The 13,312-nt window shown below is 74.0% G+C and carries 14 protein-coding genes and 1 riboswitch; of the genes, 4 read left to right on the plus strand and 10 right to left on the minus strand.

Annotated elements, in window-relative coordinates:
- Positions 1 to 143: 143 nt before the first annotated feature.
- The 3 genes from purH to ACPYN7_RS02000 all read right to left on the minus strand — a co-directional run bounded on the left by purH (position 144) and on the right by ACPYN7_RS02000 (position 4,425).
- A complete protein-coding gene (purH, locus tag ACPYN7_RS01990) occupies positions 144 to 1,754 on the minus strand; it encodes a bifunctional phosphoribosylaminoimidazolecarboxamide formyltransferase/IMP cyclohydrolase (RefSeq protein ID WP_424346536.1) in 1,611 nt (536 codons plus the stop codon).
- A gap of 77 nt (positions 1,755 to 1,831) precedes the next feature.
- On the minus strand, positions 1,832 to 2,413 hold the full coding sequence (purN, locus tag ACPYN7_RS01995; RefSeq protein WP_082697083.1) for a phosphoribosylglycinamide formyltransferase: 582 nt from the start codon (positions 2,411 to 2,413) through the stop codon (positions 1,832 to 1,834).
- Between the two features lie 455 nt (positions 2,414 to 2,868).
- Positions 2,869 to 4,425, minus strand: coding sequence for a DUF6350 family protein (locus tag ACPYN7_RS02000; RefSeq protein WP_424346537.1), 1,557 nt, complete (start codon positions 4,423 to 4,425; stop codon positions 2,869 to 2,871).
- A gap of 172 nt (positions 4,426 to 4,597) precedes the next feature.
- On the opposite strand from ACPYN7_RS02000, the gene ACPYN7_RS02005 reads away from it, so the two are divergent.
- Positions 4,598 to 5,767, plus strand: coding sequence for a glycosyltransferase family 4 protein (locus tag ACPYN7_RS02005; protein ID WP_424346538.1), 1,170 nt, complete (start codon positions 4,598 to 4,600; stop codon positions 5,765 to 5,767).
- Between the two features lie 3 nt (positions 5,768 to 5,770).
- On the opposite strand, the gene ACPYN7_RS02010 is transcribed toward ACPYN7_RS02005, so the two are convergent.
- Together ACPYN7_RS02010 and ACPYN7_RS02015 are read right to left on the minus strand one after the other, a co-directional pair.
- Complete coding sequence (locus ACPYN7_RS02010; RefSeq protein WP_058874338.1) at positions 5,771 to 6,166, minus strand: PIN domain-containing protein; 396 nt, start codon at positions 6,164 to 6,166, stop codon at positions 5,771 to 5,773.
- Between the two features lie 11 nt (positions 6,167 to 6,177).
- On the minus strand, positions 6,178 to 6,405 hold the full coding sequence (locus ACPYN7_RS02015; RefSeq protein ID WP_058874337.1) for a hypothetical protein: 228 nt from the start codon (positions 6,403 to 6,405) through the stop codon (positions 6,178 to 6,180).
- A gap of 13 nt (positions 6,406 to 6,418) precedes the next feature.
- A riboswitch (SAM riboswitch) is annotated at positions 6,419 to 6,544 on the minus strand.
- Positions 6,545 to 6,938: 394 nt separating this feature from the next.
- Between ACPYN7_RS02015 and ACPYN7_RS02020 the strand changes: the two genes are divergently transcribed.
- On the plus strand, positions 6,939 to 7,235 hold the full coding sequence (locus ACPYN7_RS02020) for a hypothetical protein (RefSeq protein ID WP_058874336.1): 297 nt from the start codon (positions 6,939 to 6,941) through the stop codon (positions 7,233 to 7,235).
- Positions 7,236 to 7,390: 155 nt separating this feature from the next.
- Here the strand turns inward: ACPYN7_RS02020 and ACPYN7_RS02025 are convergent, their stop codons facing one another.
- The 5 genes from ACPYN7_RS02025 to ACPYN7_RS02045 all read right to left on the minus strand — a co-directional run bounded on the left by ACPYN7_RS02025 (position 7,391) and on the right by ACPYN7_RS02045 (position 9,434).
- Positions 7,391 to 7,579, minus strand: a complete 189-nt coding sequence (locus tag ACPYN7_RS02025; RefSeq protein ID WP_058874335.1) for a hypothetical protein — start codon at positions 7,577 to 7,579, stop codon at positions 7,391 to 7,393.
- 205 nt (positions 7,580 to 7,784) lie between these two features.
- Positions 7,785 to 7,991, minus strand: a complete 207-nt coding sequence (cspE, locus tag ACPYN7_RS02030) for a transcription antiterminator/RNA stability regulator CspE (protein ID WP_017832155.1) — start codon at positions 7,989 to 7,991, stop codon at positions 7,785 to 7,787.
- Positions 7,992 to 8,229: 238 nt separating this feature from the next.
- Positions 8,230 to 8,553, minus strand: coding sequence for a DMT family transporter (locus ACPYN7_RS02035; protein ID WP_424346539.1), 324 nt, complete (start codon positions 8,551 to 8,553; stop codon positions 8,230 to 8,232).
- Entirely contained in the window at positions 8,553 to 8,900 is a 348-nt protein-coding gene (locus tag ACPYN7_RS02040) for a DMT family transporter (RefSeq protein WP_058874333.1), read from the minus strand. Before ACPYN7_RS02040 ends, ACPYN7_RS02035 begins: the two co-directional genes overlap by 1 nt.
- A gap of 3 nt (positions 8,901 to 8,903) precedes the next feature.
- The gene (locus ACPYN7_RS02045) at positions 8,904 to 9,434 is read right to left on the minus strand and encodes a TetR/AcrR family transcriptional regulator (RefSeq protein WP_424346540.1); all 531 of its coding nucleotides are present in this window, start codon (positions 9,432 to 9,434) and stop codon (positions 8,904 to 8,906) included.
- 175 nt (positions 9,435 to 9,609) lie between these two features.
- On the opposite strand from ACPYN7_RS02045, the gene betT reads away from it, so the two are divergent.
- A complete protein-coding gene (gene betT / locus ACPYN7_RS02050) occupies positions 9,610 to 11,754 on the plus strand; it encodes a choline BCCT transporter BetT (protein WP_058874331.1) in 2,145 nt (714 codons plus the stop codon).
- Entirely contained in the window at positions 11,751 to 13,244 is a 1,494-nt protein-coding gene (locus ACPYN7_RS02055) for an aldehyde dehydrogenase family protein (protein WP_424346541.1), read from the plus strand. Before betT ends, ACPYN7_RS02055 begins: the two co-directional genes overlap by 4 nt.
- Positions 13,245 to 13,312 lie beyond the last annotated feature (68 nt).

The following is a 13,312-nucleotide window of genomic DNA, read 5'->3' on the forward strand; positions in this document are numbered from 1 at the left end:
TGAACGCGCCCACCGGCGCGGGCAGCACGCACGGCGACGGCCGCACTCCCCGCGGGGAGTGCGGCCGTCGTCGTGCGGCTGCGTCCCACCGCCGTGCCGGGCGGCCGTCGGACGGCGCCGGGCTGCGGCGGTGGGGCGTCGGATCAGTGGAAGAAGTGCCGCGCTCCCGTGAAGTACATCGTCACGCCGGCGGCCTCGGCCGCGGCCACGACCTCCTCGTCCCGGATGGACCCGCCGGGCTGGACCACGGCGCGCACCCCGGCGTCCAGGAGCACCTGCAGACCGTCCGCGAACGGGAAGAACGCGTCCGAGGCCGCCACGGCCCCGCGGGCGCGCTCGGCGCCGTCCTCGCCGAGGGCGTTGGCGCGCTCCACGGAGAGCCTGCAGGAGTCCACCCGGTTGACCTGTCCCATGCCGATGCCCACGGAGGCGCCGTGGTCGGCGAGCAGGATCGCGTTGGACTTCACCGCCCGCAGCGCCTTCCAGGCGAAGGCGAGGTCGGCGAGCGTCCGCTCGTCCGCCGGCGTCCCCGCGGCCAGCGTCCAGCCGGCCGGGTCGTCGCCCTCGGCGTCGAGCCGGTCGGCGACCTGCAGCAGCGCGCCGCCGGAGACCTGCCGGTACTCGAGGACGTCCCGCTCGAACCCCTCGGGCAGCTCCAGCAGACGGATGTTCTTCTTGGCCTGCAGGATCTCGAGGGCCGCGGGCTCGAACCCGGGGGCCACGACGACCTCGGTGAAGATGTCGCGCACGGTCTCGGCCATGGCCCGGGTCACGGTCCGGTTGGCGGCGATCACGCCGCCGTACGCGGAGAGCGGGTCGCACGCGTGGGCCTTGCGGTGGGCGTCGGCGATCGGGTCCTCGGCGCCGGGGGTGGCCACGGCGAGCCCGCACGGGTTGTTGTGCTTGACGACGGCCACGGCCGGCTCGTCGAAGTCGTAGGCGGCGCGCAGCGCGGCGTCGGCGTCCACGTAGTTGTTGTAGGACATCTCCTTGCCGTGCAGCTGGTCGGCCTGGGCGATGCCGGGCGCCGCGGCCTCGTCCACGTAGAGCGCCCCCTTCTGGTGGGGGTTCTCGCCGTAGCGCAGCGAGGCGGAGCGCTGCAGGGCCAGGCCGGCGTAGGGCGGCCAGAAGTTGGCGTCCTCGTCCTGCTCGAACTGCTGGGCCGTCCAGGTCGCCACCGCGGTGTCGTAGGCGGCGGTGTGCGCGAACGCCGCGGCGGCCAGCCGCCGCCGCGCCCGCAGGTCGAAGCCGCCCGAGGCCGCGGCCTCGACGACCGCGTCGTAGGAGGACGGGTCGACCACCACGGACACCGCCGCGTGGTTCTTGGCGGCGGCCCGGACCATGGAGGGACCGCCGATGTCGATCTGCTCGACGACCTCGTCCTGGCCCGCGCCGGAGCGCACCGTGTCCGCGAACGGGTAGAGGTTCACGACCACGAGGTCGAACGGCTCGATCTCCAGCTCCGCGAGCTGGTCCATGTGGTCCTGCTTGCGGCGGTCCGCGAGGATGCCGGCGTGCACCCGCGGGTGCAGGGTCTTGACCCGGCCCTCCAGGCACTCCTGGAACCCGGTGACGTCCGCGACCTCCGTGACCGGCACGCCCAGTGCGGCGATCCGCCGTGCGGTCGAGCCGGTGGAGACGATCGCGACGCCGGCCCGGTGCAGGCCCGTGGCGAGGCCCTCCAGCCCGGTCTTGTCGTAGACGGACACCAGCGCCCTCTTGATGGGCACACGGTCAAGCTGGGTGGGGCTCACAGGTTCTCCAAGCGTTCGAGGTCGTGGTTGCCGGCGGGATCCGCCGGGACCATTTTACGGACCCGTGCCGGGCCCGCTCACCGGGCGTCGTGCAGGGCGCCCCGCCGGGCCGTCTCGCCGAGCGTGCGCACCAGCAGCTCGCGCTCGGCGGCCTTGATCCGCTCGTGCAGCTGCGCCTCGGTGTCCCCGTCCGCCACGGGCACCGCCGCCTGCGCCAGGATCGGACCGGCGTCGACGTCGGCGACGACCTCGTGGACGGTGACACCGGTGACCTTCACCCCGTGCGCGAGGGCGTCCCGCACCGCGTGCGCGCCCGGGAAGGACGGCAGCAGGGACGGGTGGGTGTTGATGATCCGCCCCGCGAACGCCTCGACGAACTCGGCGTCCACGATCCGCATGAACCCCGCGAAGAGGACCCGGTCGGGCTCCCGGGCGGCCACCGCCGCCTGCAGGGCGCGGTTCCACCGCGTCCGGTCCGGGTGGTCGCCGGGCCGGACCAGGAAGGTCTCCACCCCGGCCTGCCGGGCCCGTTCCAGGCCGGTGCAGGGCCGGTCCGCGCCCACGGCGGCGATCTCGACGTCGATCCGGCCCTCCCGGACGGCGTCGAGGACCGCCTGCAGATTGGTGCCGGAGCCGGAGACCATGACCACGATGCGCATGCCGTCGAGTCTAGTGGCGCGGGCGGGGACCGGTGCCCGGGGTGCCCTAGAGTGAAAGGCATGACCCCTCCCCGCCCGAGTCCCGAGGCAGCCCCTGCGGACGCACGACGCGCCGCCGCGACCCGCACGGCAGGAGGTGCGCTGGTGTGCGCGGCGGTGGCCCTGGTGCTCGTCGGCTCCGGGCTGTGGCCGACCGTGGCGGGGGTCGTGCTCGCGGCCGCCGGGATCGGGCTGGGCATCGCGGCCCTCGTGCGCTCCCGCGGGACGGACCGGCGCCGGCTGCTGGTGGTGAGCGCGGTCGCCGCGATCGTGCTGGGCTCGCTGAGCCTGCTCACCGGCGGGGCGCGCCTGGCGCTGTGGCCCGTGGCCGAGGCCTACCAGGAGTGCGTCGCCGGCACCCTCACCCTCTCCGGGGAGGCGCAGTGCCAGCAGGAGCTCGAGGACGGGATCTGGAGCTATCTCTCCGGCGACCGGGGCGCGCCGGCGTCGGACGACGCGGCGGGCGCCTCGACGGCGTCGACCGCGTCCACGTCGAACGCCTCCGCGGGACCGAACCCCGCCCCGGCCCGCCCCTGAGCCGCCCACGGCACAGTGCCGGCGCGCTCCGACCCGGCCCGGTCCCGGTCGGCCCCCGGCGCGGTCCGCGGGCCCCGCGGGCCCGCCGAGCGCATCGCGCGCCGGGCCGCGGCCTCCTCCCGGTGCCGCCGCCGCGCCTCGCGCCGGCCGGCGGGCGTCCGGTCCTCCCCGTCCTCCTCGTCGCGGGGCGGGGCGAACGGCGGCTCGTGCTCGAGCCACGGTCCCAGGACGTAGCCGACCGCCGTCCCGACGGCCACCTCGGCGCCGAACAGCAGCAGGACGGCGGGACCGTCGGGCCCCACGTCCGTGAGCCGGCCGAGCCCCAGCGAGCCGTGCGCCAGCCAGCTCAGCAGCATCACCAGCACGCCCGCGACCGCGCCCACGAGCACCCCGGTCAGCAGCGTCGAGACCGGGTACGTGATCCAGCGGGCGGGCAGCCGCAGCGCCATCCAGTCGTCCAGGTGGTTCTCGCCCTCGCGCAGGAACCACCAGCCGGCGAGGACGCCGGCCAGGATCGGCAGCGCGACCACTCCCAGCGCGCCGGCCGGGAGCTCCTCTGGTGGCAGCGCGGCGAGCGCCGGGAGCAGCGGCACGGGTCCGGGGTCGGTGCCCAGCGGGGAGGCGTGGGTGCCGGAGCCGAGGTCGAAGCCCGCGCCCGTGGCCCAGGCCAGGGCGTAGACCGCGAGATTGGGCAGGTAGCCGAGCTGCAGCCCGGTCAGCGCGGTGTCCCCCGGCACGCCGGTGCCGAGCCGCTGGTAGACGCCCACCACGTCGTTCCAGTTCCAGAACAGGGCGGCGGCGAGCAGGGCCGCCCCGGCGCCGACCCCGGCGACGGCCGCGACGAAGCCGGCGCGCAGCACCGCCCAGACGTAGGACCCGGCCCAGCGGGAGTACTGGCTCGTGCGCTCCACCCACGCGGCGGCGTTGACGCCGATCAGCCCCGGCAGGGACCGGGAGGCCCGGTACGCGCCCACGAACCCGCCCAGGGCCACGGGCACGAGCGGGAAGACGGCCGCCGCGGCCGGGCTCGCCGAGACCTGCTCCCCGGTGAACAGCAGCGCCGCCGCGGCGCCGAGCGCGGAGTAGGCGGCGAGGCCGCTGAGGTACGGCTGCCAGAACTGGCCCTCCCAGCAGGCCCGCGCCAGCCGCCGCCCGGCGTGCCAGGCGAGCGCGAACGGGACGACGGTCAGCCCCAGGGGGACGAGGTTGAGCGTCCCGGTGGTCGCGGGCAGTCCCGCGCCCGGGTCCAGGGCCACCTGGAGGGGCGTGAGGTGGGCGAGCAGCCACACGTGGCCCGAGAGCACGATCCCCCCGGTCAGTCCAAGGGTGTCGAAGCCGTCGGCGAGCCACACCATGAGGACGGTCAGCAGGACGAGCAGGTAGGACACCACGGCCACGGAGCCGAGTTCCAGCACGCCCTGCAGCCACAGCGGCATCGGCACGCCCCTGCGGTCGGGGCGTGCGGCGGGGGAAGAGGAGCCATGGGAGTTCATCACCGACCATCTTCCCACGCCCGCGCGGCGCCCCGGCAGAGGCTTCACGAGGCCTTCACCGGCGGGCCACGCGCCGCTTCCCGTCCGGCCGCCCGGCCCGGGCAGGCTCGGGCCCATGAGAGTCGCCGTGGTCGCCGAGCAGTTCCTCCCCCACTTGAACGGAGTCACCCACTCGGTGCTGCGGGTCGTCGAGCAGCTGGTCGCCGGAGGGCACGACGTCGCCGTCGTGGCGCCCTCCTACGGCCCCGCTCCGCTCGGGCGCCCCGCCGAGGACGTCGTCGAGGACCTGGACGGGGTGCCGGTGCACCGGCTGCCCGCCGTGCCGCTCACGGGCTATCCGGCGGTGCGCGTGGCCGGGGGGACCGTGGCGCGGGTGCGCCGGCAGCTCGAGCGCTTCCGGCCGGACGTGGTCCACGTGGCCTCCCCGTTCGTGCTGGGCCGCCGGGCGATCCTGGCGGCCCGGCAGCTCGGGGTGCCGTGCGTGGCGGTCTACCAGACGGACGTGCCCGGCTACGCGGCCAAGTACGGGGCCCCGTTCCTCGAGCAGCTCCTGTGGGGGCACGTGCGCTCCATGCACAACCTCGCGACGCTCACGCTCGCGCCGTCCACCTCGGCCGTCCGTCAGCTCACCGAGCACGGCGTCCGGGACGTGCACCTGTGGCGGCGCGGGGTGGACACCACCCGCTTCAGCCCCCGGCACCGGGACGAGCAGTGGCGGGAGGAGGTCGGCGGCGGCCGGCGGATCGTCGGCTACGTGGGCCGGATCGCCCCGGAGAAGCAGGTCGAGGACCTCGCCGCGGTCGCGGACCTGCCCGGCACGCGTCTCGTGGTCGTGGGCTCGGGCCCGGAGGAGGACGTCCTGCGCCGCCGGCTCCCGCAGGCCCACTTCACCGGGCGGCGCAGCGGCGCGGAGCTCGCCCGCATCATGGCGTCCTTCGACGTGTTCGTCCATCCCGGCGAGTTCGAGACGTTCTGCCAGACGATCCAGGAGGCCATGGCCTCCGGGGTGCCGGTGGTCGCGACCGGCCGGGGCGGGCCCCTCGACCTCGTGGACCGGTCCCGCACCGGCTGGCTCTATCCCCCGGGCGACCTCGGAGCGCTGCGGGGGCACGTGGCCGACCTCCTGGGCGACGAGGCGAAGCGGGCCGCGTTCGGCGCCGCCGCGCACGCGGCGGTCCAGGGCCGGACGTGGGACGTGCTGGTCGGGCAGCTGCTCGAGCACTACGAGCGCGCCCTGGAGCTCTCGGTGCCGGAGCGCGGCCCGCGCCGCCGCCGGGCCGCCTGAGGGCTACCGCGAGGACTGCCGCGGGGCGGGGGACGCGTCCAGGACGGACGTCCCGGTGCCGGCGTACCGCCCGGGCTCCGCGGTCAGCACGGTCAGCCCGTGCACCAGGGCCGTGGCCGCGGTGAGGCCGGCGAGCGGGTCGGCCGTCGCCCGTGCCGCCAGCGCGCCCCACGCCCGGGCCACGGCGGCGTCCACCGGCAGCACCCGGCCCGGGAAGCGCAGCTCGAGCTGCTCCGCCCACAGCGTCTCGTCGGGCCGCTCGGCGAGCAGCTCGCCGAGCACCGTGGCCGGCACGAACAGCCGCCGGTGACCCTGCCGGCGCAGGACCCCGGCCAGCTCGGGGCAGCGCTCCGGGGTGCGCACCCCGAGCAGCACGGAACGGTCCAGGAGCAGGTCCACGGCGCCCGTCCTCAGGCGGCGGCGAGCTCCCCGCGGGCCGGGGCCAGCAGGAAGTCCACGAACTCGGTGCGGGCCTGCACCGCACGGGCGTAGTCCTCGACGCTCATGGCGGAGGCGCTGATGGCCGGGACGCCGGCGGGCTCGCCCGGGGACGGGTCCCGTCCGGCCGGGACACCCGGGGAGGAGCCGGGCGGCGCGCCCGTGCGGACGGCGGGGACGGGGGTGCGGGGGTCGGACATGACCGGGATCCTTCGTGCGCTCTTGCTCGCACCGGGTGCCGCCGTGGCGGCGACGCGAGCCGCTTCGTCATCCGAACCACCCGTGAACATGGGGTTGGTGCCCGGTCAAGTCGGAGCTTGCCGACCGGGTCTCTTGAAGCTGAGTCCATTGAACCACATCGCCCGGCGGCGCCAGGGTCGCCCCCCCCTGTGCGCGGTTCTTCCCCGGGACGTCACCGTTCCGACATCTCGGCGACACATCGCTGCGCTGGAATGGTCGCGGAACACCGGCGACGGCGCCGGCGACGAGCTCGAGCATTACGTTTCAGTGACACGACTCACGACGCGCTTGTCGAGGTGTCGGAGCTCCGGGGTAGCCTGGATCTGCTTCTCGAGATGCGGCGTCCGCGTGCTCGGCCGGAGATCACACGATCCCCGGCGAACCCGCGGAGGGGCTCCGACCCGCTGCGCGCCAACCCGATGTTCCCGGGTGGATCGGATGACGAAGCGGCGGGCAACGCCATCGGATGCCTGCAAGAACGTCAGGAGAAAACATGACCATGTCCGAAGAAAGATCAGCCATCACCACCGACCAGCGCGAGGAGTGGATCGACGTGACCGTCACCGCCCTCCCCGATCTGCACCTCGTCCGGCTCACGTCGACCGACGGGGACGTGCAGGAGTACCTGAGCCCTGAGGCCGACGACCTCGCCGCCGCGGCGGAGCACACGGAGGGAACCGCGCAATGGTGCGCCAAGTACCGCCAGCTCCTCGTTCCCGGAGCCCTCGCGACGACCGGACGGCACCCGTTCTTCAAGCTCCACCCCTCGACCCTCCCGCTGTCGGCGTAGCCGGCGGGCAGGACACGACGGAGGCCGCAGCCCATCGGGCTGCGGCCTCCGTCGTGCGCGCCGCCCGCAGCCCGCTCCGCACCCCGGGCCGCTCCGCACCCCGGGCCGCTCCGCACCCCGGGCCGGGCCGCACCCCGGGCCGGGCCGGGGAGCGCTCACTCGAGACCGTAGTCCCCCGCGGAGCCCCAGCCGCCTCCGGCCTCGTCGGCGGAGCCGTCGAACTCCCACTCGGAGGCCTCGACCTCGAAGGGCACGGTGACCTCCAGCTCGGCGTCGGAGATCCGGTTCAGCACGAAGGGGTCCTCTGGCTCCTCCGCCGCGGGGAACGGATCGGGTGCGGTCATGGCAGGACCTCCGGGTGCTCTCGCGCCTCGCCCTGCCCCTGGGCACGGCGAGGGGATGTCGTGGGACGCGGGACGGTGGCGTTCCGCGCTGTGGGACAGCGTACTGCGGGACACGATGCACGTCGGCCACGACGACAGAACCGCCGTCGGGCGGAGCCCGACGGCGGTTCTGGAGGATCGACGGGCCGGGGCCCACGGAGGATCCTTAGGAGATGACGTTGATGTTCGCGGCCTGGGGGCCCTTGGGGCCGTCCTGGGTCTCGAACTCGACGCGGTCGTTCTCGTTCAGCGAGCGGAAGCCGTTCGAGTTGATCGCGGAGAAGTGGGCGAAGACGTCCTTGGAGCCGTCCTCGGGGGTGATGAAGCCGAAGCCCTTGTCAGCGTTGAACCACTTGACGATACCGGTAGTCATGGGAGACCTGATCCTTCATGAGATGAACGTTTCCCGACGTTCGAGAAACACGACAGTTGTGATGCATGGAAAACGTCTTCTCAGAAAAACTGCTGCACCCGAGTGGGCCGAACTGCTTGAAAGACAAAAACGAACCTCAACAACTGCGGACCACTCTACACGAGTTCCGGCACCGCACCAGCGGGGCGGCGCCGGGCCCGCCCCGGGGCCTGCCGCCGGGCCTGCCGCCGGGAGCCGCTCAGCCCGGCGGGGCGCCCAGCTCGATGAGGAGCACCCCGCCGACGATGAGGGCCACCCCGGCCGCCGTCACCCAGGTGAACGGCTCCCGGAACAGCAGCCGGCCGGCCAGCGCCGTCAGCGCCACCCCGGCCGCCGACCAGATGCCGTAGGCGACCCCCAGCGCCATGCCCTCGGCCAGGGCGAGACTCAGACAGGTGAAGGCCACCACGTAGCCGGCGACCACGGCGGCGTACCAGCGGGGGCGGCCCCGGGCGGCCGTCCGCAGGGACAGCGTCCCGGCGACCTCGGTGAGGATCGCGGCGGCGAGGAAGACCCAGGCCATCAGCCGCGCCCCTCCTGCTCCGGGGCGGGGCGGCGGGAACCGAGCTCCACGCAGAGCACGCCCGCCACCACCAGCACGAGTCCGGCCAGCACGGCCGGGCTCAGCCGCTCGCCGAAGACCACGGCCGCGGCGAGGGCGGTGAGCAGCACCCCCAGGGCGGCCCACACGCCGTAGGCGACCCCCACGGGGGTGCCGCGGCGCAGCACGGCGGCCAGGAGCGCGAACGCGGCGACGTATCCGGTGCCGACGAGCACGTACCAGCCGGGCTCGTCCAGGGCCGCCTTCAGCGCCAGCGTGGCCGCCACCTCGCTGAGCACGGCGCCGACGAGCAGCAGCCATCGGGTCATGGCTCAGCCCGCCAGCAGCTCGTCGGCGACCGCCCGCACCCGGACCCGCTCCTGCGGGCCGGGGGCGAAGACGCCCGCGGCGTCGGCGAACCACACGCCGTCGGCGAGCAGCCGCACGGCCAGCAGCCGGCTCCGCCGCTCGGCGGGCAGGTCCTCGGGCAGGTCCACCCACGGGGTCATCCGGGCCACCCAGCGCTTCTTGAGCGTGGCGCGCAGCCGCTGGTCGGTGAGCATCACGAGGTCGGTCTCGTCGACCTCCCCGGACAGGCACCAGTCGAGATAGGCGCGCAGGCGCTCCTCCACCGGCACCAGCTCCGGCGGCGCGGAGAGGCGGCGGGCCATCTGTGCGTCCCAGCCGTCCATCACCCGGTCCACCAGGGCGAGCATCAGCGCCTCCTTGGTGCGGAAGTGGTACATCACCCCGGGCTTGCTCAGGCCGACGCGGCGGGCGGTCGACTCCAGGGAGACGGTGCCGCCGGCCCGCAGCAGCTCGAGAGCGCCGTCCAGGATGCGGTCGCGGGAGGAGGAACTCATGCCAAGAACTTTACCAACCGGAAGGTTGGTGACACCATGTGACGTGGGCCGCCGCTCCTCCCCGTGACGGTGCCGGCCCCGCGGGGACGACGACGTCCCGCCCCCGCCCGGTCCGCCCGGACCGGCGTGCGGGCGACCCCACGAGACCGGACCACCCTTCCCAGGAGGACCCGACATGACCGCTGCCCTGTCCACTTCCGCCCCCGAGAGCGAGGGTCCGCCCGGCGCCGCGGCGCGACCGAAGGTCAACCGTGCCGTCTTCGCCGGCTCCGGTGTGAGCATCGTCCTGTTCTCCCTGTGGGCGATCCTGGCCCCCGAGCAGGCCGCCACGGTGATCGGCGCCGTGGTCGCCTGGATCGCCACCAACATGGGCTGGTTCTACGTGCTCACGGCCGCCGTGGTGACCGCGTTCGTGGTGATCGTCGCGGTCTCCCGCGAGGGCACCATCAAGATGGGCCCGGACCACTCGAAGCCGCAGTACAACCTGTTCACGTGGACCGCGATGCTCTTCGCGGCCGGGATCGGCATCGACCTGCTGTTCTTCTCCGTGGCGGAACCGGTCACCCAGTACTACGGCCCGCCCACCGGCGAGGGCGGGACGGCCGAGGCCACCCGCATGGCCGTGGTGTGGACGCTGTTCCACTACGGCGTGATCGGCTGGGCGATGTACGCCCTGATGGGCATGGCCTTCGGCTACTTCGCCTACCGCTGGAACATGCCACTGAGCATCCGCTCGGCCCTCTACCCGCTGATCGGCAAGCGGGTGCACGGCCGGGCCGGGGACGCCGTGGACATCGCGGCGCTGCTGGGCACGATCTTCGGCGTGGCCACCTCCCTGGGCATCGGCGTGGTGCAGCTCAACTACGGCCTCTTCCTGCTGTTCGGCATCGAGGAGGGCGTCGCCGCGCAGACCGCGCTGATCGCGGTGGCCGTGGTCATGGCCACCGCCTCGTGCGTCTCGGGCGTGGACAAGGGCATCCGGCGGCTCTCCGAGCTCAACGTCCTGATGGCCGTGGCCCTCGTGGCCTGGGTGCTGATCGCCGGGCGCACCTCCTTCCTGCTCGACGCCACGGTGCAGAACCTGGGCGACTACGTGGCGGAGCTGCCCGGGATGGCCCTCGACACCTTCGCCTACACCGGCGCGGCCGAGTGGATGGCCGGGTGGACCCTGTTCTTCTGGGCCTGGTGGATCGCCTGGGCGCCGTTCGTGGGCCTGTTCCTGGCGCGGATCTCCCGCGGCCGCACCCTGCGCGAGTTCGTGGTCGCGACCCTCACCGTGCCGTTCGTGTTCATCCTCATCCTCGTCTCGGTCTTCGGCAACAGCGCCCTGGAGATCGTCACCGGCGGCGACGACGCCTTCGGGCAGGCCGCCATGAACACCCCCGAGCGGGCCTTCTACTCCCTGCTCGAGCAGTACCCGGGCGCCCCGCTGCTCATCGGTCTGGCGACCCTGTCCGGGCTGCTGTTCTACGTCACCAGCGCGGACTCCGGGGCGCTCGTGATGTCCACGTTCACCTCGACCATCCAGGACCCCACCCAGGACGGGCCCAAGTGGCTGCGCGTGTTCTGGGCCGCCGCGACCGGCCTGCTGACCCTGGCGATGCTGCTCGTCGGCGGCGTGGCCACTCTGCAGGCGGCCACGCTGATCATCGGCCTGCCGTTCTCGGTCGTGATGTACCTCGTGATGATCGGGTTCTGGAAGGCCCTGCGCGCCGAGCGCTCCCAGCGCGAGGGCCGCTCCGCCACCCGCCGCTCCGTGACCGCCTCCCGGACCCCCGGCCCGGACAGCCAGTGGCGGCGCCGGCTGACCCGCATCGGCTCCTTCCCGGGCCCGCGGGCGGTCCGCCGCTACGAGGAGCACGTGCTGGCCCCGGCCCTGGCCGAGGTCGTCGAGGAGTTCTGCGCCCAGGGCCACGCCGCCGAACTGTCCAGCTCGGAGGTCGGCTACCAGGGGCTGTCCGAGTACACGCTGACCGTGCCCATGGGCGACGACCGGAGCTTCTGCTACCAGATCTACCCGGTGGCGACCCCGGTGCCCGCCTTCGGCGGGTTCCGTACCAACCCCGACTCGGACCTCTACTACCGCCTGGAGGTCTTCAACGAGACCGGCTCCCAGGGCACCGACGTCATGGACTGGAACCGGGAGCAGCTCATCAACGACGTCCTCGACAACTGGGAGGCCCACCTGGCCTTCCTGAGCATCCACGACGGCCCGTCCATGATCCAGGACGGCGCCGAGGGCCACCCCGACTGGTCCACCGACATCCACGACGTGCCGACGGGGCAGACCCCCGCGGTGACGAAGGAGGCACACCCGTGACCGACACCCTGTTCATCGACGGCCGCTGGCATCCCGCCGCCGCCGGCGGCACCCGCACCATCGTCTGCCCGGCCGACGGCACCGAGGTCGGCGTGGTTTCCGAGGCCGGCGCCGAGGACACCGAGGCCGCGATCGCCGCGGCCCGCCGGGCCTTCGACGACGGCCGCTGGTCCTCCGTGCCCGCCCCGCGGCGCGGCGACCTGCTCCTGGCGGTGGCCGCCCGGCTGCGCGAGCGCAAGGACGAGTTCGCCCGCGCCGAGTCCCTGGACACCGGCAAGCGCCTGGCCGAGTCCGGGATCGACATGGACGACATCGCCGCGTGCTTCGACTGGTTCGGCAAGAACGCCGCCGAGCAGGCCGGGCGCGTGGTCGACGCCGGGGACCCGGCCGTGGTCTCCAAGGTCGTCACCGAGCCCGTGGGCGTGTGCGGGATGATCACCCCCTGGAACTACCCGCTGCTGCAGGCCGCCTGGAAGATCGCCCCGGCCATCGCGGCCGGCTGCACGTTCGTGCTCAAGCCCGCCGAGCTGACCCCGCACACGGCGGTCCTGATGATGGACGTCCTCCAGGAGGTGAGGCTTCCCGACGGGGTGGCCAACCTCGTGACCGGCGCCGGCGCCGAGGCCGGGGCGCCGCTGGCGAGCCACCCCGACGTGGACCTCGTCTCCTTCACCGGCGGAGTGGTCACCGGGCGGACGATCGCCGCCGCGGCCGCGCCGACCGTGAAGAAGGTCGCCCTCGAGCTGGGCGGGAAGAACCCCAACGTGGTCTTCGCCGACGCCGACTTCGACGCCGCCGTGGACAACGCTCTCAACGGCGCGTTCGTGCACTCCGGGCAGGTCTGCTCCGCCGGGGCGCGGCTGGTGGTCGAGGAGTCGATCGCCGAGCGCTTCGTCGACGAGCTCGTCCGCCGGGCCGAGCAGATCCGCCTCGGCGGCCCGTTCGACGAGCAGGCCGAGACCGGAGCCCTGATCTCCGCCGCGCAGCGGGAGAAGGTGCACGCCTACGTGCAGCACGCCCGCGAGCAGGGCGCCCGCGTCCGCTGCGGCGGCGAGTTCGCCACCGGCGCCTCCGCCGACGGCTCGCTCGACCTCGAGCAGGGCTTCTTCTACCCGCCCACCGTGATCGACCGCTGCACCCGCGAGATGGACTGCGTGCACGACGAGGCCTTCGGCCCCACCGTCACGGTCGAGACCTTCCGCACCGAGGACGAGGCCGTGGAGATCGGCAACGACACGATCTACGGCCTCGCCGGCGCCGTGTGGACCCAGGACGCCGGGCGGGCCCAGCGCGTGGCCGGGCGGCTGCGCCACGGCACGATCTGGATCAACGACTTCCACCCCTACCTGCCGCAGGCGGAGTGGGGCGGGATGAAGCAGTCGGGCACCGGCCGCGAGCTCGGCCCCACCGGCCTGGGCGAGTACCAGGAGCTCAAGCACGTCTACCAGAACACCGCCCCGGCCGTGACCGGCTGGTTCGCCCAGCACTGAGCCGGGCCCACCGGCGCCGTCGTCGTCCCCGGATCCGCGGGGACGACGACGGCGTGGGCCCACGGACA

Origin of the sequence: Kocuria sp. CH-021 (assembly GCF_049716185.1) — a bacterium.
GTDB classification, from domain to species: domain Bacteria; phylum Actinomycetota; class Actinomycetes; order Actinomycetales; family Micrococcaceae; genus Kocuria; species Kocuria cellulosilytica.

Excerpts from the sequence above, each read along its gene's own strand:
- betT (WP_058874331.1), top strand. The coding sequence starts at position 9,610 with ATGACCGCTGCCCTGTCCACTTCCGCCCCCGAGAGCGAGGGTCCGCCC.
- ACPYN7_RS02020 (WP_058874336.1), top strand. The coding sequence starts at position 6,939 with ATGACCATGTCCGAAGAAAGATCAGCCATCACCACCGACCAGCGCGAG.
- purN (WP_082697083.1), bottom strand. The coding sequence starts at position 2,413 with ATGCGCATCGTGGTCATGGTCTCCGGCTCCGGCACCAATCTGCAGGCG.
- ACPYN7_RS02000 (WP_424346537.1), bottom strand. The coding sequence starts at position 4,425 with ATGCCGCTGTGGCTGCAGGGCGTGCTGGAACTCGGCTCCGTGGCCGTG.
- cspE (WP_017832155.1), bottom strand. The coding sequence starts at position 7,991 with ATGACTACCGGTATCGTCAAGTGGTTCAACGCTGACAAGGGCTTCGGC.
- ACPYN7_RS02015 (WP_058874337.1), bottom strand. The coding sequence starts at position 6,405 with ATGTCCGACCCCCGCACCCCCGTCCCCGCCGTCCGCACGGGCGCGCCG.
- ACPYN7_RS02025 (WP_058874335.1), bottom strand. The coding sequence starts at position 7,579 with ATGACCGCACCCGATCCGTTCCCCGCGGCGGAGGAGCCAGAGGACCCC.
- ACPYN7_RS02005 (WP_424346538.1), top strand. The coding sequence starts at position 4,598 with ATGAGAGTCGCCGTGGTCGCCGAGCAGTTCCTCCCCCACTTGAACGGA.
- ACPYN7_RS02045 (WP_424346540.1), bottom strand. The coding sequence starts at position 9,434 with ATGAGTTCCTCCTCCCGCGACCGCATCCTGGACGGCGCTCTCGAGCTG.
- ACPYN7_RS02035 (WP_424346539.1), bottom strand. The coding sequence starts at position 8,553 with ATGGCCTGGGTCTTCCTCGCCGCCGCGATCCTCACCGAGGTCGCCGGG.
- ACPYN7_RS02040 (WP_058874333.1), bottom strand. The coding sequence starts at position 8,900 with ATGACCCGATGGCTGCTGCTCGTCGGCGCCGTGCTCAGCGAGGTGGCG.